The organism is Polynucleobacter sp. MWH-Aus1W21 (genome assembly GCF_018687275.1).
Lineage (GTDB): Bacteria > Pseudomonadota > Gammaproteobacteria > Burkholderiales > Burkholderiaceae > Polynucleobacter.
This window is the reverse complement of record NZ_CP061287.1, coordinates 419,544-441,480: the sequence shown is the minus strand read 5'-3', so window position 1 is coordinate 441,480 and position 21,937 is coordinate 419,544. Positions and strand designations below refer to the sequence as shown.

At 46.3% G+C, this 21,937-nt stretch carries 24 protein-coding genes and 2 tRNA genes; 12 read left to right on the top strand and 14 right to left on the bottom strand.

Annotation, left to right across the window (positions count from 1 at the left end):
* Positions 1–16: 16 nt before the first annotated feature.
* The 9 genes from ICW03_RS02365 to ICW03_RS02325 all read left to right on the top strand — a co-directional run bounded on the left by ICW03_RS02365 (position 17) and on the right by ICW03_RS02325 (position 8,351).
* Positions 17–1,180 carry a DegT/DnrJ/EryC1/StrS aminotransferase family protein gene (locus tag ICW03_RS02365; RefSeq protein ID WP_215348575.1) on the top strand — a complete coding sequence of 388 codons (1,164 nt, stop codon included), beginning with the start codon at positions 17–19 and terminating at the stop codon, positions 1,178–1,180.
* 42 nt (positions 1,181–1,222) lie between these two features.
* Entirely contained in the window at positions 1,223–2,185 is a 963-nt protein-coding gene (locus tag ICW03_RS02360) for a glycosyltransferase (protein WP_215348573.1), read from the top strand.
* Entirely contained in the window at positions 2,186–3,055 is an 870-nt protein-coding gene (locus tag ICW03_RS02355) for a formyltransferase (RefSeq protein WP_215348571.1), read from the top strand.
* A 25-nt stretch (positions 3,056–3,080) separates the two neighbouring features.
* On the top strand, positions 3,081–4,127 hold the full coding sequence (locus ICW03_RS02350; protein WP_215348569.1) for a bifunctional UDP-4-keto-pentose/UDP-xylose synthase: 1,047 nt from the start codon (positions 3,081–3,083) through the stop codon (positions 4,125–4,127).
* A 22-nt stretch (positions 4,128–4,149) separates the two neighbouring features.
* A complete protein-coding gene (locus ICW03_RS02345) occupies positions 4,150–5,067 on the top strand; it encodes a polysaccharide deacetylase family protein (protein WP_215348567.1) in 918 nt (305 codons plus the stop codon).
* A gap of 40 nt (positions 5,068–5,107) precedes the next feature.
* Complete coding sequence (locus ICW03_RS02340) at positions 5,108–5,575, top strand: peroxiredoxin (RefSeq protein ID WP_215348566.1); 468 nt, start codon at positions 5,108–5,110, stop codon at positions 5,573–5,575.
* Between the two features lie 232 nt (positions 5,576–5,807).
* Complete coding sequence (locus ICW03_RS02335; RefSeq protein ID WP_215348564.1) at positions 5,808–7,457, top strand: PhoH family protein; 1,650 nt, start codon at positions 5,808–5,810, stop codon at positions 7,455–7,457.
* Positions 7,414–7,971 (top strand): C40 family peptidase, encoded by a 558-nt coding sequence (locus ICW03_RS02330; RefSeq protein WP_371819898.1) that lies wholly within the window; start codon positions 7,414–7,416, stop codon positions 7,969–7,971. Before ICW03_RS02335 ends, ICW03_RS02330 begins: the two co-directional genes overlap by 44 nt.
* 113 nt (positions 7,972–8,084) lie before the next feature.
* Entirely contained in the window at positions 8,085–8,351 is a 267-nt protein-coding gene (locus ICW03_RS02325) for a hypothetical protein (protein WP_215348562.1), read from the top strand.
* Positions 8,352–8,444: 93 nt separating this feature from the next.
* Here the strand turns inward: ICW03_RS02325 and dnaB are convergent, their stop codons facing one another.
* From dnaB to ICW03_RS02295, 6 genes are all read right to left on the bottom strand, one after another.
* Positions 8,445–10,895: a replicative DNA helicase gene (gene dnaB, locus ICW03_RS02320; RefSeq protein WP_371819918.1), complete on the bottom strand. Its 2,451-nt coding sequence runs from the start codon at positions 10,893–10,895 to the stop codon at positions 8,445–8,447.
* 69 nt (positions 10,896–10,964) lie between these two features.
* The gene (gene rplI / locus ICW03_RS02315; RefSeq protein ID WP_215348560.1) at positions 10,965–11,417 is read right to left on the bottom strand and encodes a 50S ribosomal protein L9; all 453 of its coding nucleotides are present in this window, start codon (positions 11,415–11,417) and stop codon (positions 10,965–10,967) included.
* A gap of 13 nt (positions 11,418–11,430) precedes the next feature.
* Positions 11,431–11,703: a 30S ribosomal protein S18 gene (gene rpsR / locus ICW03_RS02310; protein ID WP_011902267.1), complete on the bottom strand. Its 273-nt coding sequence runs from the start codon at positions 11,701–11,703 to the stop codon at positions 11,431–11,433.
* A 13-nt stretch (positions 11,704–11,716) separates the two neighbouring features.
* Entirely contained in the window at positions 11,717–12,010 is a 294-nt protein-coding gene (priB, locus tag ICW03_RS02305; RefSeq protein WP_072583120.1) for a primosomal replication protein N, read from the bottom strand.
* A gap of 59 nt (positions 12,011–12,069) precedes the next feature.
* Positions 12,070–12,444, bottom strand: a complete 375-nt coding sequence (rpsF, locus tag ICW03_RS02300; RefSeq protein ID WP_068322189.1) for a 30S ribosomal protein S6 — start codon at positions 12,442–12,444, stop codon at positions 12,070–12,072.
* 134 nt (positions 12,445–12,578) lie between these two features.
* Entirely contained in the window at positions 12,579–13,655 is a 1,077-nt protein-coding gene (locus tag ICW03_RS02295; protein ID WP_215348558.1) for an asparaginase, read from the bottom strand.
* A 60-nt stretch (positions 13,656–13,715) separates the two neighbouring features.
* Here ICW03_RS02295 and lexA point away from each other — a divergent pair, with 60 nt between their 5' ends.
* Complete coding sequence (lexA, locus tag ICW03_RS02290) at positions 13,716–14,435, top strand: transcriptional repressor LexA (protein WP_068322174.1); 720 nt, start codon at positions 13,716–13,718, stop codon at positions 14,433–14,435.
* Between the two features lie 68 nt (positions 14,436–14,503).
* Here lexA and ICW03_RS02285 read toward each other — a convergent pair whose 3' ends face one another.
* The 5 genes from ICW03_RS02285 to uvrC all read right to left on the bottom strand — a co-directional run bounded on the left by ICW03_RS02285 (position 14,504) and on the right by uvrC (position 17,891).
* Positions 14,504–14,965: a hypothetical protein gene (locus ICW03_RS02285; RefSeq protein WP_215348556.1), complete on the bottom strand. Its 462-nt coding sequence runs from the start codon at positions 14,963–14,965 to the stop codon at positions 14,504–14,506.
* Positions 14,966–15,059: 94 nt separating this feature from the next.
* Positions 15,060–15,133, bottom strand: a tRNA-Cys gene (locus tag ICW03_RS02280).
* A 49-nt stretch (positions 15,134–15,182) separates the two neighbouring features.
* Positions 15,183–15,258 (bottom strand) — tRNA-Gly (locus ICW03_RS02275).
* Positions 15,259–15,374: 116 nt separating this feature from the next.
* A complete protein-coding gene (gene pgsA, locus ICW03_RS02270) occupies positions 15,375–15,950 on the bottom strand; it encodes a CDP-diacylglycerol--glycerol-3-phosphate 3-phosphatidyltransferase (protein WP_215348554.1) in 576 nt (191 codons plus the stop codon).
* Positions 15,951–15,980: 30 nt separating this feature from the next.
* The gene (uvrC, locus tag ICW03_RS02265) at positions 15,981–17,891 is read right to left on the bottom strand and encodes an excinuclease ABC subunit UvrC (protein WP_215348552.1); all 1,911 of its coding nucleotides are present in this window, start codon (positions 17,889–17,891) and stop codon (positions 15,981–15,983) included.
* On the opposite strand from uvrC, the gene earP reads away from it, so the two are divergent.
* Positions 17,890–18,960 (top strand): elongation factor P maturation arginine rhamnosyltransferase EarP, encoded by a 1,071-nt coding sequence (gene earP / locus ICW03_RS02260; RefSeq protein ID WP_215348551.1) that lies wholly within the window; start codon positions 17,890–17,892, stop codon positions 18,958–18,960. The two genes, uvrC and earP, sit on opposite strands and share 2 nt — an antisense overlap.
* A gap of 87 nt (positions 18,961–19,047) precedes the next feature.
* Entirely contained in the window at positions 19,048–19,608 is a 561-nt protein-coding gene (efp, locus tag ICW03_RS02255; RefSeq protein ID WP_012357464.1) for an elongation factor P, read from the top strand.
* Between the two features lie 72 nt (positions 19,609–19,680).
* On the opposite strand, the gene nagZ is transcribed toward efp, so the two are convergent.
* From nagZ to pdxJ, 3 genes are read right to left on the bottom strand one after another with little or no spacing between them, the layout of a single operon-like run.
* The gene (gene nagZ / locus ICW03_RS02250; RefSeq protein ID WP_215348549.1) at positions 19,681–20,760 is read right to left on the bottom strand and encodes a beta-N-acetylhexosaminidase; all 1,080 of its coding nucleotides are present in this window, start codon (positions 20,758–20,760) and stop codon (positions 19,681–19,683) included.
* Positions 20,761–20,769: 9 nt separating this feature from the next.
* A complete protein-coding gene (gene acpS / locus ICW03_RS02245; RefSeq protein WP_215348547.1) occupies positions 20,770–21,162 on the bottom strand; it encodes a holo-ACP synthase in 393 nt (130 codons plus the stop codon).
* 27 nt (positions 21,163–21,189) lie between these two features.
* A complete protein-coding gene (gene pdxJ / locus ICW03_RS02240) occupies positions 21,190–21,933 on the bottom strand; it encodes a pyridoxine 5'-phosphate synthase (RefSeq protein WP_215348545.1) in 744 nt (247 codons plus the stop codon).
* Positions 21,934–21,937: the final 4 nt, after the last annotated feature.

Below are 21,937 nucleotides of genomic sequence, written 5' to 3'. Positions count from 1 at the left end.
TAATATAAGAAACATCATGTCTAACAGCCCTGTATTCATTCCCTTTACGCGCCCGAGCTTCAATCAAGAAACGATTGATGCTGTTTCGAAAGTATTGCGTTCGGGCTGGGTTACATCTGGGCCGAAGTTGGCTGAGTTTGAGTTAGCCCTAAGCGAATACTTTGGTGGTCGCCCAGTGCGCTGCTTTGCCAATGGCACCGCAACCATGAAGATTGCTTTACAGGTGGCAGGCATAGGGCATGGCGATGAAGTCATTACTACTCCAATCTCTTGGGTGGCAACATCGAATGTCGTCTTGAGCGTGGGTGCTAAACCGGTGTTTGTAGATATTGATCCAGTCACGCGTAACATTGATCTCAACAAAGTATCCGCTGCAATCACACCAAAGACCCGAGCAATCATGCCAGTCTATCTGGCCGGCCTTCCTGTTGATATGGATCAGCTCTATGCTCTGGCGAAGCAACACAATCTTCGTGTCATCGAAGATGCTGCACAAGCCTTTGGATCCCAATGGAAAGGTAAGAAGATTGGTAGCTTTGGTGACCTAGTCAGCTTCAGCTTTCAGGCCAACAAGAATCTCACCACTATTGAGGGTGGTTGCCTTGTGCTTAATAACGCAGATGAAGCAAAGCTTGCCGAGAAATTCCGTCTTCAGGGGTTAACCCGCCAAGGCATGGATGGTATGGATGTTGATGTATTGGGCGGCAAAGATAATCTGACAGATGTCAACGCAGCCATAGGTCTTGAACAACTTAAACAACTACCCGCATATCAAGCACGTCGCTCAGCATTAGCCCGTCAATACTTTGATGTCATTCGCACTGAATTAAAAGCTGCCGCATTAGAGGATTTGAAGTTGGAGCTTCCAGTTGAAAACTTTACTGAAAGTAACTGGCACATGTTCCAAGTAGTTTTACCGCTTGAACAGTTAAATACTGATCGCGCCCAAGTCATGACTGAATTAAAAGATCTGGGTATTGGTACTGGCGTTCATTACCCCGCTATTACAGGTTTCACTTTATATAAAAACCAAGGCTATAAAACCTCTGATACACCAGTCGCAGAACGAATTGGTAAATCCATCCTCACACTTCCTTTATTTCCTGCGATGGCAGATGAGGATATTGGCCGTATAGCCAGGGGATTGGTCGGAATTTTGCATAAATACCGTAAAAACTGACGTTATTGGGGTTTAGCCCTGAGAATCAGGCAAAATTGCAGCATGACTGCAAATTTAGTTGCCAACCCAACACTCAGCATTGTTATTCCCGTTTACAACGAGGAAGATGGTCTCCAAGCACTCTTTGATCGCCTCTATCCGGCGCTTGATACGCTCGCCGCCAAACGTAAAATTACTTACGAAATTGTTTTCGTAAATGACGGTAGCAAAGATCGTTCCGCCGGCATTCTTTCCAAGCAAGTGGATTTACGCCCAGACGTCACTCGCGCAGTTTTATTTCATAGCAACTTTGGCCAACATATGGCAATCATGGCTGGCTTTGAATACGCCAAAGGCGAATACATCATTACTCTGGATGCGGACTTACAAAATCCTCCTGAAGAAATTGGTGCGCTTACTGAGCAACTATTAAAAGGTCATGACTACGTTGGCACTATTCGCGCAGATCGTCGTGATAGCTTCTTCAGAAGATTTGCTTCACGTGCGATGAATCGTTTGCGCGAAAGCATTACGCGCATCACAATGACCGATCAAGGCTGTATGTTGCGTGGCTACAGTCGCCGCATTATTGATCTAGTTCGCCAATGCGATGAGAGCAATACATTCATTCCAGCGCTGGCATATACCTTTTCTGCAAACCCAGTAGAGATCACTGTTAAACATGAAGAGCGATTTGCAGGTGAATCCAAATACAGCCTATATCAGTTGATTCGCCTGAACTTTGACTTGGTTACCGGCTTCTCCATCATGCCGCTACAGATCTTTTCGATTCTGGGCATGCTTTTATCTCTTGCTGCAGGAAGCTTGTTTGCCTACCTACTAGTGCGTCGCTTTGTTCTGGGCGCTGAGGTTGAGGGTGTATTTACCCTTTTCGCTTTGACCTTCTTCCTAATTGGCGTGATGCTCTTTGGGCTTGGTCTTCTGGGTGAATACATTGGCCGCATTTATCAGCAAATTCGCAAACGTCCACGCTATGTTGTGCAAACTGTTTTAGAGAAAAAATAATTGCGCGCAGTTGTCTTTGCTTATCATGATGTAGGCGTTAATTGCCTAAAGGCGCTTCTTGGCGCCGGCTTACAAGTTGACCTCGTAGTTACCCATCAAGATGATCCCAGTGAAAATGTTTGGTTTGGGAGTGTGGCCAAACTCTGTGCCGAGAAAAATATTCCGTGCATCACACCAAATGCAAATGAATTGGTAGGCCTCATTCCGAGGCTGCAAACACTTGCACCAGATTATATTTTTTCCTTCTACTATCGCTTCATGATTCCGGAGCAGATATTGAAGTGCGCAAAAATTGCCGCACTCAATATGCATGGCTCACTGCTACCAAAATACCGTGGACGTGCGCCAGTGAATTGGGCCATCTTGCACGGCGAAACAGAAACTGGCGCAACCTTACACGTCATGGAAGCAAAGCCAGATGCAGGAGATATTGTTGGGCAGGTAGCCGTCAGCATTGGTCCAGATGAAACTGCCACCGATGTATTTGGCAAGGTAAGCCAGGCTGCCGTAAGCGTTATCGAAAAGGTACTTCCCAGCTTGATACTAGGCAACATCCCCCGCAAGCCCAACGAACTCCAAAAAGGTAGTTATTTTGGCGGCAGAAGGCCTGCTGACGGGGAAATTCATTGGAATCAGAAGGCCAAACAGGTCCACGACCTGGTTAGAGCCGTTGCCCCGCCCTATCCAGGCGCCTTTACAGCTCATGAAGGCAAGGCCATGATAGTTGCCCGCACCAGCCTAAACGGGCCATTTCCAGCCAATCTCACTCTTGAGGTTTGTGGCATCCAAGTGGTTGATAATCGGGTATTCGGCATTTGCGGCGACCATCAAGCAGTAGAAATCTTGGAATGGTTTCCAGCAAGCAAATAAATTAGATTAAAACGAGGCAGTAAAGATGAAAAAAGTACTCATTCTTGGCGTTAACGGTTTTATTGGTCACCACCTTTCCAAGCGCATTCTTGAGACAACCGATTGGGATGTCTATGGCATGGATATGCAAAACGATCGCCTTGGTGACTTGGTGAACCATCCACGCATGCACTTCTTTGAAGGTGACATCACCATCAATAAGGAATGGGTTGAGTATCATATTCGTAAATGCGATGTCATCTTGCCTTTAGTTGCGATTGCAACACCAGCAACCTATGTTCAGCAACCACTTAAAGTATTTGAGCTCGACTTCGAAGCTAACTTACCGATCGTGCGCTCTGCAGTGAAATACAAAAAGCACTTGGTATTCCCCTCAACATCTGAAGTGTATGGAATGTGTGAGGATGGCGAATTCGATCCCGCTCAATCCAATATGGTTTATGGCCCAATCAATAAGCCAAGGTGGATCTACGCGTGCTCTAAACAGCTGATGGATCGAGTAATTTGGGGTTACGGCATGGAAGGCTTACGCTTTACCCTATTCCGCCCATTTAACTGGATTGGCCCTGGTCTCGATAGTATCTACACGCCAAAAGAAGGCTCCTCTCGTGTGGTGACTCAGTTCTTGGGCCATATTGTTCGCGGCGAATCTATCAACGTTGTTGATGGTGGTGCCCAGAAGCGCGCCTTTACTTATGTTGATGATGGTATCGATGCCTTAATGCGCATCATCGATAACAAAGATGGTGTTGCTAACGGCAAGATCTACAATATCGGCAACCCCAAAAATAATCACTCTATTCGTGAACTAGCTAATCAAATGCTGGAAATTGCTCGCAGCATTCCTGAATATGCGAAGACTGCCAATGAAGTAAAGATTGTGGAAACTACTTCTGGCGCCTACTATGGTGAGGGCTATCAAGACGTTCAAAATCGTGTACCAGCAATTGACAATACGATGAGCGAACTAGGTTGGAAGCCAACTACTACGATGTCCGATGCGCTCAAGAATATTTTTGAAGCCTATCGCGAAGACGTAGAAAAAGCGCGCACTTTAGTTGACAAAGAATAAGAGAAAGTAAACCTAAAGGTTCATGGCTAAGATTGCTCTCAAGGTTGATGTTGATACCTTACGCGGCACCAAAGAAGGCGCACCCAATCTAGCTCGCACTCTAGAGCGTTTTGGACTCAAGGCGACCTTTCTTTTCAGCCTTGGACCCGATCACACCGGTTGGGCCTTGAAGCGCGTATTCCGCCCAGGCTTCCTGAAAAAAGTGAGTCGCACCTCTGTTGTAGAGCATTACGGCATCAAGACATTGCTCTATGGCGTGCTCATTCCCGGACCAGACATTGGCAAGAGGGCTGCAGCAGAAATGCGCGCTATTGATCAAGCGGGTCATGAGACTGGCATTCACACCTGGGATCACGTTGCCTGGCAAGATGCAGTACGCACTCAAGATACGCAATGGACAAAGTCCATGATGCAAAAAAGTTGGGATCGATTTGTAGAGATTTTTGGTCATGCACCAGTTACTTATGGCGCCGCTGGATGGCAAATGAATTCGGCAGCTTTTGAACAGCTCGACCAATGGGGGATTGCTTACTCTTCTGATGGTAGAGCCGAACCCAATCTTGTACCCTATCGCCTTGAGCTAACTTCTGGCAAAGCAAGGCATGTTCAATACCCAACAACACTCCCTACTTTTGATGAGCTGATTGGCATCGATGGTGCCGATGAGTTTGGTGCAGTCAAAAAGCTTTTAGAGATTACTCAAAGCAATCCCAACGACCAAGTGTTCACGCTACACGCTGAGCTTGAAGGTCAAAAGTTATTACCCGCATTTGAGCAGCTATTAGCTGGATGGCTAAATCAAGGCCACGATCTGGTCACGATGGGCGAACTTCATAAATCCTGGGAAGCCACCAAACAACTAGATAAAATAGCGGTATTGCCACTGACCTGGGGTGAAATACCTAATCGCAGCGGCGAATTAATCATTCAAAATAACTAATAATTCAATAAGTAGTAGAGACAACCAACGAAAGATCATCATGACAGTAGCTATCGGTAAACCTATGCCGCAGTGTGCGATTCCAGCAACTTCTGGATTGACATTTTCACCTGCATCCGCAAAAGGCAAAAAGCTAGTTCTTTATTTTTATCCTAAAGACATGACTCCTGGCTGCACAGCTGAGTCCGGTGAATTTAGAGACAACATTGAAGCATTCACCAAAGCCAATACTCTAGTAGTAGGGGTTTCCCGAGATAGTCTCAAATCACACGACAACTTCCGTAGCAAATTACAACTTCCTTTTGAGTTGGTTGCCGACACCGAAGAAAAGCTTTGTCAGATATTTGGCGTTATGAAAATGAAGAATATGTACGGCAAACAAGTCCGTGGCGTAGAGCGCAGCACCTTCTTATTTGACTCCTCTGGGAATCTGGTTAAAGAGTGGCGCGGTCTTAAGGTCCCAGGCCATGTGACAGAAGTGTTACAAGCAGCCCAAGCCACCAAATAATTTTTACAACAATTTATTCTGAGGTGCTTGCAAACCCCAAAATTTGGGGTAAAGTGATTCATATGCACCGTAAACGACGGGAAAGTCAGACAATCCGTTTGAATCATAAACCTGAATATCTCAGATCAGGTGCGGAGAGTAACCCTCTCCGTTTTTCAGTCCTCGCTGTAACCAGTTTCGTAATAAACCGTCAATGCACTCCGCTTGGCGGTTTTTTCTTTTAGGAGAGTTCATGCCACTGCCCCCAATCCCCACTCAAATTGCTGATCAAGTGAAACTCAGTCGCAAAGATACTCCCGACTTAAAGAAGCGCCCCGCTCCAGCAAAACCGGTGGTAGTGGAAGCGATTGATTGGACCAATGATGCAGACGAGGATTTGACCGAAGCAGAGGTAGCCCTCGAGAAAATTAAATTAGACCGCAGCCCAATTCGCAGTGAAAGCAAAGCGCCGGCGCCCGCAAAACCAAAGCGTGTCATTCGCACAGGGCCTCCAAGCCTATTCGTTTTAGATACCAACGTATTAATGCACGATCCAAGCTCTTTATTCCGCTTCTCAGAGCATGATCTGTATTTACCAATGACAACTCTAGAGGAGTTGGATAACCATAAAAAAGGAATGACTGAAGTTGCGCGAAATGCCCGTACCGTCAGCAGATCACTCGATCAGCTTATTGCAGGCACTAGCGGCACTTTGGATGAAGGCATCCCCCTCAATAAGTTAGGCAATCAAGATGTGACTGGTCGCCTATTCTTCCAAACAAAACTTGCTACACAAGCATTGCCTGAAGGCCTTCCAGAAGGCAAAGGCGATAACCTCATTCTGGCAGTAGTCAGCGAGCTGCAAAAAACTCGCAAGGGTCAAGAAGTAGTATTGGTATCCAAAGATATCAATATGCGTATTAAGGCACGTGCATTGGGATTGCCTGCTGAAGACTATTTCAATGACCAAGTCTTAGAAGATCGTGACTTGATGTACGCTGGTGTCATGACTTTGCCAGCAGATTTTTGGCCAAAGCATGGCAAGGATATGGAAAGTTGGGCCGACTCTAAATCTGGCACCATGTTCTATAGAGTAACTGGACCATCTGTGCAAAGCATGTTGGTCAATCAGTTTGTCTATCAAGAGAATCCTGATGGCTCTACACCGTTCTATGCCCAAGTTAAGGAAATTAACGGTAAGACTGCTCTCTTACAAACATTAAGGGACTTCTCTCACCAGAAGAATAATGTGTGGAGTGTTACAGCCCGTAATCGCGAGCAAAACTTTGCCATGAACTTACTTATGAACCCAGATGTAGACTTTGTAACTTTGCTAGGTCAGGCGGGAACCGGCAAAACCTTGCTGGCATTAGCTGCTGGCCTTGAGCAAGTTCTCGATAGCAAGCGCTATAACGAAATCATCATCACCCGCGCCACAGTGCCAGTTGGCGAAGATATTGGCTTCTTACCAGGCACTGAAGAGGAAAAGATGCAGCCTTGGATGGGCGCATTTGATGACAACCTTGAAGTCCTTCAACGCAATGATGATGGCGCTGGCGAGTGGGGCCGTGCCGCCACTCAAGAGTTGATTCGTTCACGTATTAAAGTTAAGAGCATGAACTTCATGCGCGGCAGAACTTTTGTCAGCAAGTTTGTCATTATTGATGAAGCGCAAAATCTCACGCCAAAACAAATGAAGACTTTGGTTACCCGCGCAGGACCCGGAACCAAAATTGTTTGTTTAGGAAATATTGCTCAGATCGACACTCCATATCTAACTGAGGGTTCCTCTGGTTTAACTTATGTGGTTGATCGCTTCAAGGGCTGGCGTCATGGTGGTCACGTGACTCTAGCTCGTGGTGAGCGCTCTCGTCTTGCGGATCATGCTGCTGACGCACTCTAAGCAAATCCCCTCATGCCGCACTCTTCTTGGGTGCGGCATTTTTATTTGTAGCTTACTCATCCTAAGCGGATGTAGCACATTCAGCGGGAAGTCCGGCAGCTCAAGAGTTACACAATTTAAGCAAGACACTAGCGTTGGCACTGAAGATATTTCTATTGCAGCGGTAGGCTTAGTAGATGTTCCCTACCGCTATGGCGGCAATACACCTAAGGGTGGTTTTGATTGCAGCGGTCTCATTGTTTACGTCTATAACAAAGCAGCCGGTATCAAGCTGCCTCGCACTATTCAACTGATGAGCACCAAAGGTAAAAGCATAGAAGGCGAAGCACCCGCTCCAGGTGACTTGGTTTTCTTCAATACCACCGGTGAAAAATATTCCCATGCGGGGATCTACGTGGGGCAAGGCAGATTTGTTCATGCCCCAAGCGCGGGCGGAACAGTTCGCCTTGATTACATTACCTCGCCCTACTGGGCGGCGAAATTTACTGAAGCACGAAGAATGGCACCCCAGTAACCAGAACCTTTAGGGTTAATAGCGCTTTCCCTATGTTTTCTAAAACTTAAATTTTGGTTAAAGTGTCTAATCAAACAGCCCATTAACAGGGGTAACCATCCAGGAGAGTAAAGATGAAAAGAATCATCGTCGCTTTAAGCATTGCACTGAGTTTTGCACTTCCTACCTATGCTTTTGCTGATCAAGCAGCATGTGAAGCTAAGGCCCTGAGCAAGGATGGTAAGCCGCTCTATGGCGCAGCTAAAGACGCTTCAATTAAGAAATGTATGAGTGATACAAAGCCGAATGATTGCGAAGCTAAGGCAGTCAGCAAAGATGGCAAGCCACTCTATGGTGCAGCTAAAGATGCTTCTATCAAAAAATGTATGGGCGGAAAATAAGATTCATGATGTGAATCATAAAATGATCTGATTCATTTGATGCATTAAAAAAGCCTCACAGCGTGAGGCTTTTTCTTTATCAATTTTCTTTACTTAGAATGGCTCGTAACCGCCAGAGGAGTAGCCAATTGATCCCATCGCTAAGTTATCAAACTTAGTATATGGACCTTGCCAACTGAGTCTTATCGTGCCGATTGGGCCGTTACGTTGCTTACCGATAATAATTTCTGCCACACCCTTGTCTGTAGTGGTGTCTGGGTGATAAACCTCATCACGATAGATGAACATAATTAAGTCGGCATCTTGCTCGATAGCTCCTGACTCTCGCAAGTCAGACATGATTGGGCGTTTATTGGGACGCTGCTCAAGACCACGATTTAACTGAGATAGCGCCACTACTGGGCATTGCAATTCTTTCGCGAGAGATTTGAGCGATCGAGAGATTTCAGAAATCTCGGTTGCACGGTTTTCAGAACCAGAGCCGCTCATCAACTGCAAGTAATCAATCACAACTAAACCAAGCGTTCCGCCAAAGTTTCTAGCAATGCGACGTGCGCGTGCACGCAACTCTAAGCTGGATAAGGAACCGGTCTCATCAATCAAAATTTGGGTATTACTTAAACGGGCAATAGCATCAGTGACACGTGGCCACTCGTCATCTTGCAACTTACCGGTACGCATGCGACCTTGGTCAACGCGCCCTACTGAACCCAATAAACGGGCAGCCAACTGTTCACCTGACATCTCCATTGAGAAAACCACCACAGGCAAGCCTTCTGCCAATGCAACGTTCTCGGCGATGTTCAAAGCAAATGCAGTGTTGTGTGTAACAACATAGTCATTCGTAACATACGTTCTTTGTGGATGGCTAACCGAAATGCATTGCGCTTCCGATTCCCTTGATAACTCAATACTCTTAAACGTCAATCTACGTTGACGACTCCAGCATGCTCTGAGTCTCTCTCTCTTCTCGGGCAAGCTAAAAGCCTCAAACCCTGAACTAAAGCTCATATTTAAAACATATGACAAACGCCCTTGTTTGCGCTCACCCTTATAGGTATAAGAAGATTGCTTCCGCGAGATTGAGCAAAATCCACCCAAAGATCTCGCTAAAGAAGCAACATCTTCGGACAATTGTTTACTAGAAGTGCAAAAACGAATAGAGCCCCACTTTTCGATCCATCCGTCAGTGTCCATAAGCCCTTGAAACAAAGCTAGACGGGAGGCTTTCCCTGCCTCAAGATACAAAGAAGGGATGAATTTATCAAAACTTCTACAACCTAGTACACCCAATTCATCAAGAGCAGCTCTAAAGTAATTTGTCTTCACCGCCACTCTTTGACCGTTGGCGGCAATTCTTTCTTTAGAGACTAACCTCCAGTCATATGCATTCGCATGCACTAGCTCCATCTCATAGCCTGCAAGCATATTGATACGATCAACAAGCTCAGGTGATTTAGTGGAAAACATCACACTACTATGAGATAAAGCCAGGGTTCCATCACCCAATAAAGCACCAAGTACCCAAGGATGAATTGGAAGCTCTTTTGTGTGTCCAAATTCTCCGCTTACAGGCTCTATCCAAAGCCTATTTTTATATCGTACGGACTTCAACATCTCGACAAGGCGAGAGGTATTGATCACTTTTGGCTCAGACCAATCTCGATACATCACTCGCCAAAGATGTTCATCGCAACACTCAGCTACACGACCATCAGAAAAAGTGACTTTATAAATTTGCTTGATACCTTGCGGGTAAATGCCCGTAACCATAGAGAATTGACCATCAATAGAAGCAAGTCGATCTCCAAACTTGAGGTCGCCCATCAACTTCCAACCATCTACAGTCTTCACTTTTGCATCTAATGGCTGCGCCTTACCCATCGAGGGTCTTCCGGCCACAATGACTAGGTCACCTTTTTGTAAGCCACTAGTTTGTTTATCTAAATCCAGGAAGCCTGTTGCGATACCAGTAATGTCGCTACCACCTTGGCGGTTATAGAGCTCATCAATACGAGCAACTACAGCTTTAAGCAAAGGCTCGATCTCAAGATAGTCAGCCTTACGACTACCCTCCTCACCAATCTGCAGAATGCGTGACTCAGCTTCATCCAAAAGCGTTCTAACAGTACGCCCCTCTGGAACGAATGCTGAATTAACAATGCTGTCTGATACTTCAATTAAGCGACGCAGGATACTGCGATCACGAACAATGTCAGCGTAGCCTTTAATGTTCGCTGCGCTTGGCGTGTTTTGCGCTAATGAATTGAGATAATCAATACTGACTAGGTCACCACCCTGCTCAGACTTCACTGCATCATAGACAGTGATCACATCAGCAGGATGATTGTCACCAACCAAACGTGCGATGACCTTGTAGATCAAAGCGTGCTCAGGGCGATAGAAATCTTTGTCGTTTAGTACTCCACCAAGGTTATCCCAAGAGGAGTTATCGATAAGTAGACCGCCGAGCAGTGATTGCTCGGCTTCTACTGAATGCGGCGGGACTTTTAAAGCCTGCACGACTGCATCCCCAGAACCCATCATGCCGGGATTCAGCGTAACGGAACGTGAACGGGATTCAGCCATGAGGCTAGTTTACAGAGTTAAAACTTAAGCTTGCTCGCCAACTACGCGAATGGTAATGTCTGCAACTACGTCGGTATGAACAGCAACCGCTACAGGGTGATCACCAACCATTTTCAATGGGCCAGTAGGCAAACGAACTGAAGACTTCTCAATTGTGAAACCTTTAGCTTTCAAAGCATCAGCGATGTCATGATTGGTTACAGAACCAAACAAACGACCATCAACACCCGCTTTTTGACTGATTTCGAGAACCATGTCTTTGAGCTTGATGCCAACAGCTTCAGCAGCAGCCAATTTCTCAGCAGCCAATTTCTCTAACTCAGCACGACGAACTGCAAAGTCAGCAATAGCTGCCTCAGTCGCACGACGAGCTTTACGTTGTGGAATTAAGAAGTTGCGAGCGAAACCGTCTTTAACGCGAACGATGTCGCCGAGGTTGCCCAGGTTTGTTACTTTTTCTAAAAGAATGATTTGCATTGAGGGCTCCCAATTATTTCTTATGTTGATCAGAGAATGGCAATAAAGCCAAGTAACGAGCACGCTTGATAGCAGTGTCTAGCTGACGCTGATATTTAGCTTTTGTGCCTGTCAAACGAGCAGGAGTGATCTTGGCGTTTTCGCCAATGAAGTCCTTCAATGTGTCCACATCTTTGTAGTCGATCTGTTCTACGCCAGCAACAGTGAAACGGCAATAACGCTTACGCTTGAACAATGGGTTCTGAGCTGGTTTCTTTTTGAAATCGGGTTTCTTTCCAAACGCCATGATGATTTCCTCTTTAATTTTTCAATTGAATATGGGTAATATGGAAAACAAGTCTTTGATTACGTAGAGTCTTGGGTGCCAAGAATCCTTCAAACACCGCCTCAGTTCCTAAATCCATTCGCTCTAAGTCCTTTTGTATTGGACCGATTGTGATGGCTTCAACGTTCATCTGAATTTTCCTTGCTACTCCTACCTCGTTTGCTTGGCCACTATGTTCTAGCTGGCAATGCATCACAGGTATTCCTGCAGGTGTAAATCGAATCGCGTCTTTAGATACCAAGATCGCAGTGAGGGTGAAATGATTCAACGCCGCTCCGCTTCTCTGATACGTTTTCTAGTCTGTGTATTCCTCTTCAAATTTCTAACTTAGGCTGCCGCTACAGGAGCGTCAGATTGAGCTGATTTGCGCGCTTCTTCACGCTGCACTTCTTTCATCATGATGGAAGGCTCTGTTTCAGCTTTCTTAGTCTTGATGATGAGGTGACGCAAAACTGCATCGTTAAATTTGAACGCATGCTCGAGCTCTTCCAGAGTTTTCTGGTCGCACTCAATGTTCATGCAAACGTAATGGGCTTTAGCAAGCTTGTCGATCATGTAAGCCATCTGACGACGACCCCAGTCTTCCATACGATGAATTTTGCCGCCCGCAGCTGCTAATGTAGCTTTGTAACGATCGATCATCGCTGGCACTTGCTCGCTTTGGTCCGGATGGACGATAAAGACGATTTCATAATGACGCATCAAACACTCCTTAAGGATGAAGTCACCTGGGCGTCTTGCTAAGTTCTGATGGTTGTGAACTCAGCGCCAGTGTGACAAGGTAGTAACAAATTGTAGGTACTGCTAACAACACTTTTACAGCCGCTTTTCAGCGCTTACCGAATTACAGGCAAGACCGCTATTCTAGCAAAAAAATCCTGCCAAGTCAGGGATTTACCTGCTGCTTGGGCTTGTTTTTCCGCATTTAGTGATAACTGAAGGGCAATTCTCGCTCTAGGCGCAGAAAGACTCCCCGAGGCTAAACATCCAGAGATGTCCTTTTCGGGCAAATCCGGCAGAGTTTCGCCTGCACCAGTTCTCGTTGTTCTAACCAAGGCAATTCCATGTTTTACAGCAGCAACCAAGGATTCTTTCCATGCATCATGAAATCCCCCCATTCCAGTGCCAGCAAGTACTAGACCCTTAACCTTGGAATTCAGCCAGTGGGTAATCGTTTCTGAACGTGCTCCTGCATGACTGGTCAATATCTCCACCCAAGGCCACTCAGTTTCTTTGGGAATCGGCAAATCCTCAGTCCACAGCTCCTGAACCGCCTTGACACCTGAAAGCCAAGAGGGGTTGATAAGCCCAACCGAACTACTGGGAGAGCTTTGAATAGGGGCGTTGAGGGCGCTACCATGTCGCTTAGCTAAATCCATGGCTAAACAGCCCCTGCCATCCATGACTGCATAGATGCCGCCTGGGCAGTTATCAATTGGTGTAGAGGCCCAACGAATAGCATCCAAGAGGTTTGATGGGCCATCAGCCTGAAGTGCATTTGCTGGCAACATAGCCCCTGTCAGAATCACTCTTTTGCCTAAATTTTGAGCATATTTACCACACGTGAGCTGTAAGAATACCCCCGTCTCTTCCATTGTGTCCGTTCCGTGAGTGACCACTACGCCTTGAACCAAGGGGTTAGCAAGGGCCTCTCTGACAGCCTCCCCCAAAAGGGTTAACAAAGGCTCGGTGAGATTTCTGCTGTTGACATTGGCCACCTGCTTTGAAACCAGACTAACACCCTCAGGGATGACAGATCGGACATGGGCAACCAAAGAGGCGACTTCTACTTGACCAGCCTCGTATTGCATAGGCTTATCTGCAGGATTGGATGCCAAACCAGCAATCGTGCCGCCCATGCCTAAAACCAGGATGTAGGGGGAATTTTCTGAGAGATTTTCAACGGAGCTCATACCCTCATTATCCCCTTTAAATTGCTTGATCTATCAAAAACTGCTGTATACAATCCCAGTATGGACATAAACACAGTCGATTTTCCTGAGGAGCTGACTGCCCTCCCCAAACTCACTCCGCGTCAGAATGAGATTTTGGAGTTGATTACTAAAGCGATCGATGAAAGCGGCCTTCCGCCAACTCGCGCAGAAATTGCTACGCAACTAGGATTCGCCTCTGCCAATGCAGCAGAAGAGCATCTTCGTGCGCTGGCTAAAAAAGGTTATATCGAATTAACGCCAGGAACTTCACGCGGCATTCGCATTCCGCAACGATTTAATCAAACACACAACAGCAATAAATATCGCCAACTCTCTTTACCATCTGGCGCATTACAACAACTCACATTGCCGTTAATTGGAAGAGTTGCTGCTGGCTCACCCATTATGGCGGTCGAACATATTGAGAAACATGTTCCGATTGATCCGAGCTTGTTCAGTAAAGGTGCTGATTACTTATTAAAAGTAAAAGGCATGAGCATGCGCGATGCTGGAATTTTAGATGGCGATTATTTGGCTGTCAGAAAAACAACTGAGGTCCGCAATGGCGACATCGTGGTTGCTCGACTTGATGATGAAGTAACAGTAAAACGTTGGCAGCAAAAGAAAACTGCAAACGGGATGGTAATTGAACTCCAAGCAGAAAATCCAGACTTCAAAAACATTTTGGTAGATGATCGTCAACCAAACTTTGCGGTTGAAGGTCAAGCCGTTGGCTTAATTAGAGCTGAAGGGCTCTAAGCTAGAGCCACTAAAGCAAAAGGCCTCTTGTTAGAGGCCTTTTTAATTACTATTGCTGCTTAATCCAGTTACTTTCGAGTCGGGGCAACAACATTCGCATTTTTAGGTGATGAAGTAATAACGATGACTGCCTTTGGACCACCAAGCGATCCATCAGATATCTCAATCGTTGCAGTTCTATCACCCTTTGTAAAAACCAAGATACTTGTTTTAGCCTTGACTCCTGTTACTGTCGTCCAGCCATTCTTGGGATATTCAGACTGAAAGAAGGCATAAACATCGGTTGAACCTTGCACAGCATTTACGACTGCTCTACCAACCCATTCATTGCCGCGACCAATGATGATTGAATCACCCCCATTCAATCGCGCACCTTGTGGCAACAGCATGTCACCCAATAGCTGCGATTGAACTTCTTGAACCTCTTGTGGCGAGCCTGATGGGGAGTCACCCGAGCTAGCACATGCGCCTAGGAATGAAGCCAAGAAAAATGCAAGAGCGCTAACTTTGAGAGTTTGAAGTGTGCTCATGTTTGCTTTATTTGAATTGGAGTGGTTGACGCTTTTTGCTAGCAATAATTAAAAGTATTTTAGGTGATGCACCTAATACGTCAAGACAAATTACTGGAGGCGCGTGAGGGAATCGAACCCCCGTACGAAGCTTTGCAGGCTCCTGCCTAACCACTCGGCCAACGCGCCAAACACTTGAATCAAAAATGGGAAGCTTTTTAGGGCTTCCCATCGAACTTGGAGCGGGAAAGGAGGTTCGAACTCCCGACCTATACCTTGGCAAGGTATCGCTCTACCAGCTGAGCTATTCCCGCATAACAGGGCGATAGTTTAACAAACAATCTCGAAGAAAGCATTATTCCTCGTAAAACCTAAAAACCGGGGGAATGCAATTGCCTCGAAAGCCTTAATTGGCTGGGCTTTTGTGCGCCTAGTCGATTTTTCCAACCAACTGCGGCAAAGCCTTTTTCATGTAATAGAACATTGACCAGAGCGTTAAAAAAGATGCAATCCAAATTAACCAGGTACCCACTTGCGCGCAATTGAGCCAACCAAATAAGGTGTCGTTTAGCAATAAAAATGGAATGGCTATGAGTTGAGCGGTCGTTTTAAGTTTTCCAACCATGTGAACCGCCACACTTTTTCCAGCCCCCAGCAAAGCCATCCACTCTCTCAAGGCGGAAATTGTGATTTCTCTTCCAATAATGATGAGTGCTACCCAAACTTGCACACGATCCATATTAAGAAGAACCAATAGTGCAGCAGTAACAATGAGCTTGTCAGCAACAGGATCTAAAAACTGACCGAATGCAGATTCTTGTTTTAAACGACGCGCTAAAAAGCCATCCAACCAATCGGTAATGGCAGCTGAGATAAAGATAATTGCTGCAATTAAATTCTTCTCAAACGGCGTGAGCCAATAATTGGGGAGATAAAAGATTGCCACCAACAGCGGGATTGCTGCAACACGCAACCAGGTCAGGGCTATTGGTAAATTGAAGGGCATTTGTTAAGCATAAACCAAGTGATGTCACCCCTAGTGAAGCTGGCGATAAATTTGTTCAGCCAACGTCAGAGAAACACCCTCTACGCTGGCTATCTCCTCAATACTGGCATTAGCAACCCCTTTAAGACCGCCAAAACGTGCCAACAACTTTTGCCGGCGCTTGGCGCCAATGCCCTCAATTTCTTCAAGACGAGAAATCGTCCTCGCTTTTGCACGCTTGGCGCGCATGCCAGTAATAGCAAAGCGGTGCGCCTCGTCCCGTATCTGTGCCACCAATAACAATGCAGCGCTATCGATACCCAACTCCAAAGGTTCACGCCCATCGGCAAAAATGAGCGTTTCAAGCCCTACCTTACGACCCTCACCTTTAGCAACGCCAACAATCAAACCCACATCCATGCCAAATTCAGATAACACCTGACGTGCCATCTCTACCTGACCTTTACCACCATCAATCAAAATCACTTGCGGAATTTTTTCTACTGGCAACTCTTGGAAATTGGCATAGCGTCTTTGCAATACTTGACGCATTGCTGCGTAGTCATCGCCTGGCGTGATGTCATTGATATTGAAACGTCGATACTCACTCGATTGCATTGCATTCTTGGAATACACCACACACGATGCTTGTGTAGCTTCACCAGAAGTGTGGCTAATATCAAAACATTCAATGCGTAACTGTTCAAGGCTTTCTAATTCAAGACTCAGGATGTCGGCCAAGGCACGGGCCCTTGCTAACTGCCCACCAGTCTCTACTAAGCGTTTCGTTAAAGCAATCTTGGCATTGCCTTCGGCCATCGCCAGCCAGTGACGCCTTTGTCCTTGGGGCTGGTGCAAGAAGGTAATTTTTCTACCGGCCTGTGCATTGAGTAACTCATGCAAATCTTCAGGTGGAGATTCATTTAATTCACCAAGGTCGTCACCTCTTGATTGCAAGGCATGATTCAAAACCAATACTGGAGGAATTAAATTCGTCGTTGCATCTTCTACACGTTCTTCTAGATAATGCTGCGCAATAAATGCTTCCAATATCTCTGCGGAGGATGGTAACTCGCCGGATGTAGTGCGCAATCCCTTAGGGAAATAGGCTCGATCCCCAAGATGACGACCGCCCCGGATCATCGCCAGATTTACACAAACCATTCCCTCCATCTGTGCAACAGCGATTACATCCACATCACCCTCACCTTCGGCAACTGTATCCATCGCCTGCTGTTGTAGAACGCTTGATAGATCAGCGATGCGATCACGCAATACCGCCGCCATCTCAAATTCCATAGCTTCACTATGTTTATGCATTTCTTTTTCAAGCTCGGATAAAACCTGAGTGTGATCACCCTCCAAAAACCGTGTTGCTTGTGCAACGTCCTGCCCATATTGCTCAACACTGAGGCGACCAACGCAGGGAGCGCTACAGCGATGAATTTGATGCAACAAACAGGGGCGACTACGATTCTTAAAAACAGAGTCTTCACATGTCCTCAAGCGAAATACCTTCTGCAAGATCTGCACTGAGTTACGAACTGCCCAGCTATTTGGGAATGGGCCAAAGTAGTGATTGCGCTTATCTACCTTTCCACGATATGAAGCTAACCGTGGGAACTGATGCCCCGTTAACATCACGTAGGGATAAGACTTGTCATCACGAAACAAAATATTGAATGGCGGAGCCAACTCTTTGATGAGATTATTCTCTAGAATGAGGGCTTCGGTTTCAGTCCGTGTTACCGTTGTCTCGTAGCGGGCAATTTTGCCCACCATCAGCTCAATACGCGGTGATAGCTGAGTCCGCTGAAAATAACTTGAAACGCGCTTCTTAAGGTTACGAGCTTTGCCAACATACAGAATATGCCCCGCCTCATCAAAGAAGCGATATACCCCCGGCAATCCGGGAAGCCGTTTAACATCCTGCTGAAGGGTTTCAAAAAGCGAATTACTCATGCGTTGGGATATTTTCTGTCAAATCGTCGATAACTATGGTGATGCCGGTGTTTGCTGGCGTCTAGCCCGAAGCTTAGCAAGCATTCATGGGCAACAGGTACGTATTTTTTGCGATGATCTGCCAACCCTTAATTTACTCGCTTCGGGTGTAGACCCAACGATTAAGCAAAAAATTGATATGCAACCATGGGAAGCTAGCCATACGAATGCCAGGCACCCAGTACAAACACCTGATGTAGTGGTTGAGGCATTTGGTTGTGACTTACCAGAACGCTATCTTGCAGGCCTGTTTATTGCCTCCATTAAACCCATCATCATTAACTTGGAATACCTCAGCGCAGAACCCTGGGTGACCGAGTTCCACGGCAAAGCATCACCACAATCACACGGCATCCCAAAATATTTTTTCTTTCCTGGCTTTCAAGACGATGTAGGCGGGCTATTACTAGACCCCATTCCTGCAGAGGGTCATCTCACAAACCACAAGATCCCTGGGGACCTAAATGCTGCTTGGTCTCAATTGCGGCCCGGGGCAAAACGAATCAGTATTTTTTGCTACCCAGGAGCACCACTCAAAAAATGGCTAGAGGACTTAAGTCATCTTGACGAAAATATCGATGTCTTACTAGCCCATGGTCATGTTGAGCAACTCAACCTATATGGCGAACAACCTATCTCACTACCAAAGAATCTACAACTACTCTCCATGCCATTCGTTTCGCAGGATGAATACGATTGGGTGCTATCACAGTGTGATTTCAACATTGTGCGCGGAGAAGATTCTTTTGTGCGCGCACAACTGGCAGGCAAGCCATTTATCTGGCACATTTACCCACAAGAGGATCGCGCTCATGAGGTGAAATTAGCCGCCTTTTTGGATCTCTATCTTGAAGAGGCTAGCCAGGACGTAAGGCGCGCCACTATTGCAGCAATGACCTGGGCAATGCCCAGCGAATGGTTTAGCAAGTTCGAGGGCTGGGATGCTCATGCCAAGCGCTGGCGCACCCATTTACTTGAAAAACAAGCGGATGGCGGCTTGCCAGCGCGTTTAATCCGCTTTGTCGCCTGATCCCAAGCAATAAAGGCTTGCGGGCGGTTACAATCTTGTTTTTGATAAAAACCGCAGAAAAATAGCTCTGCCCCCAGGAATAGCAAGATGAAAACAGCACAAGAACTCCGCGTTGGTAACGTAGTAATGATCGGCACTGATGCCCAGGTCGTTTTAAAAGCCGAATATAGCCGCTCTGGCCGCAACTCCTCTGTTGTGAAAATGAAATTTAAGAACTTGTTAACTGGCGCGCCGAATGAAGGCGTTTACAAAGCTGATGACAAATTTGATGTTGTGATCCTCGACAAAAAAGAGTGCACATACTCTTACTTCGCTGATCCAATGTATGTATTTATGGATGGTGACTACAACCAATATGAAGTTGAAGCTGAGTTCATGGGTGATGCTTTGAATTACCTCGAAGAAAGTATGCCTTGCGAAGTAGTGTTCTACGAAGGTAAAGCACTTTCAGTAGCAATGCCAAACTCATTGGTTCGCGAGATCATCTATACAGAGCCAGCAGTTAAAGGTGATACTAGCTCTGGAAAAGTATTGAAGAACGCAAAATTGGCAACTGGCTATGAATTGCAAGTTCCATTGTTCTGCAACACTGGTGACAAGATCGAGATCGATACTCGCACAGGTGAATACCGCAGCCGTGCTAACTAATTTGTACTTAGCTAGCTACGATGTAAAAAGCCCGGCATGCCGGGCTTTTTTATTTATACAAATTAATTAAACTTACTCGGCAATTAAACCCAACTGCGCGAGCAATCCTTTGGCATGCTGGTACTGGGTCTCGCCTTGCAATTCGCTCCATGTCAGCGCTGCCGCCAATGGCATGAGTCGGTTTAAACGTATTGCAGATTCTGCCTGTTTTGCTTTTGAGACTTTGAGTTTGGAGAGCAATTGATCAGCAAGATCTGGGCGATTACAGATTAATACTGCGTCACAACCAGCATCTAGCGCCATTTCAGCACCCTTCACTACTGACCCAGCAACACTCGCGCCCTCCATCGAAAGATCATCACTAAAGATCACGCCTTCAAAGCCTAATTCTTGGCGCAAGATAGAGTGCAACCAGACTTTTGAAAAGCCTGCAGGGTTCTTGTCTACCTTCGGATAAATTACATGTGCGGGCATCACTGAAGCCAAACTCAGATCGAGCCACTCATAAGGCTTAGCATCATCATTCAAAATTTCTTTCAGTCCGCGCTCATCAACCGGAATTGCCACATGCGAATCAGCCTCTGCCCAACCATGTCCTGGAAAGTGTTTGCCACAGTTAGCCATCCCTGCAAGACGCAAACCTTCATTCAAACTTTTCGCTAGAGCAAAAACAATTTGTGGGTCACGACTAAAAGACCGATCACCGATCACGCCACTTCGACCAAAATCCAAGTCCAAAACTGGCGTAAAGCTGAAATCAACGCCACAAGCCCGTAACTCGGCCGCCAACACATAACCACAGGCAGTAGCTGCTGCCATAGCAATAGCAGCGGATTCAGCAGAGTGGGTAGATTTAGATTTAGCGCACCACAACTCGCCCAATTTGCGCATTGCAGGCAAATGAGTAAAGCCATCAGTCTTAGCGCGCTGAACTCGCCCACCCTCATGGTCAATTGAAATCAATACATCAGGACGTAGTTTTTTAATGGCGGCAGTCAGTTTTGTCAGTTGCTGACGATTAGCAAAGTTGCGACCAAATAAAATAACGCCGCCCGTCAGTGGGTGCAGAATGCGTCGACGATCTTCAGCATTTAATTCCAAACCAACGACATCTAGGGTGATTGGGCCTGGGGCCATCTTTGACTTACTCATCTCTTCCTCTTATTTTTGAGTAACAATTACATGCGCAATTGCCATATCTTGTTCATCACTCACTGTCACGTGTGCTTCCCAATTTTTTTCTTGCATAAATTGCGCCAAAGCACCTAAATAGCTGGTTACCGGCTTACCGCTAGGTTGATTTAAAGTTTGGAGCGAGCGCCACGTCATCGGCATTCTCATGCCAAGTCCGATCGCTTTTGAAAAGGCTTCTTTGGCCGCAAAACGCGTCGCCAAGAAAGCAATGCCGCGCTTGTGATTTCTGGCGAGGCGATGTTTAAATACCAACATCTCATCAGGCCCCAAGATTTTTTCAGCTAGGCGACCATTAGTGCGATCGTAAGCAGCCTGTAAGCGCTCAATCTGCAGAATGTCTGTGCCGATACCAATGATCATTTTAAAGTTTGTAGCTATTGATTATTCTTAAGAGCTGACTCTACCCTGAGCCATCAAAGCTTTCATATCGACAATTGCTTTTTGCCAGCCTTTGAACAGGGCCTCAGCAACAATAGCGTGGCCAATGTTGAGCTCGGATAGTTCCGCAATAGCAGCAATAGGCTTCACATTACCCTCATGCAAACCATGACCGGCATTTACCCTCATGCCAATACTCTTTCCAAAGATTGCGGCCTTACGAATACGCTCCAACTCTTTAGCTTGATCGGCACCCGATAAATCGGCGTAGCGCCCAGTATGCAGCTCAATGACGGTCGCACCTACATCTTTAGCCGCCTGAATTTGCTTCTCTTCGGGATCAATAAATAATGACACCCGAATACCAGCATCAATGAGCTTTTTGGTGGCAGCTTTAACAGACTCAAAGTGACCAACCACATCCAAGCCACCCTCAGTAGTAACCTCTGCGCGCTTCTCCGGAACCAGGCATACATCATGAGGCTTTACTTGGCATGCAATATCAATCATCTCGGGAGTTACCGCGCACTCTAAGTTCATGCGGGTTTTGATGAGCGGGCGCAATGCCAATAAGTCAGCATCTTTAATGTGACGACGATCCTCACGCAAATGCAATGTAATGAGATCTGCACCGGCTTCTTCCGCTAAAGATGCAGCTCTTAAAGGATCAGGATAAGTCGTACCTCGTGCATTACGTAAAGTGGCGACATGGTCAATGTTGATGCCTAGTTCAAGGCTTGGGTGGCTGCTCATCTCT

Coding starts and splice junctions, on each gene's coding strand:
- dnaB (WP_371819918.1), bottom strand. CDS start 10,895: ATGGGTTCTGGGGATGCAGTCGTGCAGGCTTTAAAAGTCCCGCCGCAT.
- ICW03_RS02360 (WP_215348573.1), top strand. CDS start 1,223: ATGACTGCAAATTTAGTTGCCAACCCAACACTCAGCATTGTTATTCCC.
- rpsF (WP_068322189.1), bottom strand. CDS start 12,444: ATGCGTCATTATGAAATCGTCTTTATCGTCCATCCGGACCAAAGCGAG.
- acpS (WP_215348547.1), bottom strand. CDS start 21,162: ATGATCATTGGTATCGGCACAGACATTCTGCAGATTGAGCGCTTACAG.
- ICW03_RS02340 (WP_215348566.1), top strand. CDS start 5,108: ATGACAGTAGCTATCGGTAAACCTATGCCGCAGTGTGCGATTCCAGCA.
- ICW03_RS02365 (WP_215348575.1), top strand. CDS start 17: ATGTCTAACAGCCCTGTATTCATTCCCTTTACGCGCCCGAGCTTCAAT.
- ICW03_RS02335 (WP_215348564.1), top strand. CDS start 5,808: ATGCCACTGCCCCCAATCCCCACTCAAATTGCTGATCAAGTGAAACTC.
- ICW03_RS02295 (WP_215348558.1), bottom strand. CDS start 13,655: ATGAGCTCCGTTGAAAATCTCTCAGAAAATTCCCCCTACATCCTGGTT.
- ICW03_RS02345 (WP_215348567.1), top strand. CDS start 4,150: ATGGCTAAGATTGCTCTCAAGGTTGATGTTGATACCTTACGCGGCACC.
- earP (WP_215348551.1), top strand. CDS start 17,890: ATGCGTTGGGATATTTTCTGTCAAATCGTCGATAACTATGGTGATGCC.
- nagZ (WP_215348549.1), bottom strand. CDS start 20,760: ATGAGTAAGTCAAAGATGGCCCCAGGCCCAATCACCCTAGATGTCGTT.
- pgsA (WP_215348554.1), bottom strand. CDS start 15,950: ATGCCCTTCAATTTACCAATAGCCCTGACCTGGTTGCGTGTTGCAGCA.
- rplI (WP_215348560.1), bottom strand. CDS start 11,417: ATGCAAATCATTCTTTTAGAAAAAGTAACAAACCTGGGCAACCTCGGC.
- lexA (WP_068322174.1), top strand. CDS start 13,716: ATGGACATAAACACAGTCGATTTTCCTGAGGAGCTGACTGCCCTCCCC.
- uvrC (WP_215348552.1), bottom strand. CDS start 17,891: ATGAGTAATTCGCTTTTTGAAACCCTTCAGCAGGATGTTAAACGGCTT.
- ICW03_RS02350 (WP_215348569.1), top strand. CDS start 3,081: ATGAAAAAAGTACTCATTCTTGGCGTTAACGGTTTTATTGGTCACCAC.
- rpsR (WP_011902267.1), bottom strand. CDS start 11,703: ATGGCGTTTGGAAAGAAACCCGATTTCAAAAAGAAACCAGCTCAGAAC.
- ICW03_RS02285 (WP_215348556.1), bottom strand. CDS start 14,965: ATGAGCACACTTCAAACTCTCAAAGTTAGCGCTCTTGCATTTTTCTTG.
- pdxJ (WP_215348545.1), bottom strand. CDS start 21,933: ATGAGCAGCCACCCAAGCCTTGAACTAGGCATCAACATTGACCATGTC.
- efp (WP_012357464.1), top strand. CDS start 19,048: ATGAAAACAGCACAAGAACTCCGCGTTGGTAACGTAGTAATGATCGGC.
- ICW03_RS02325 (WP_215348562.1), top strand. CDS start 8,085: ATGAAAAGAATCATCGTCGCTTTAAGCATTGCACTGAGTTTTGCACTT.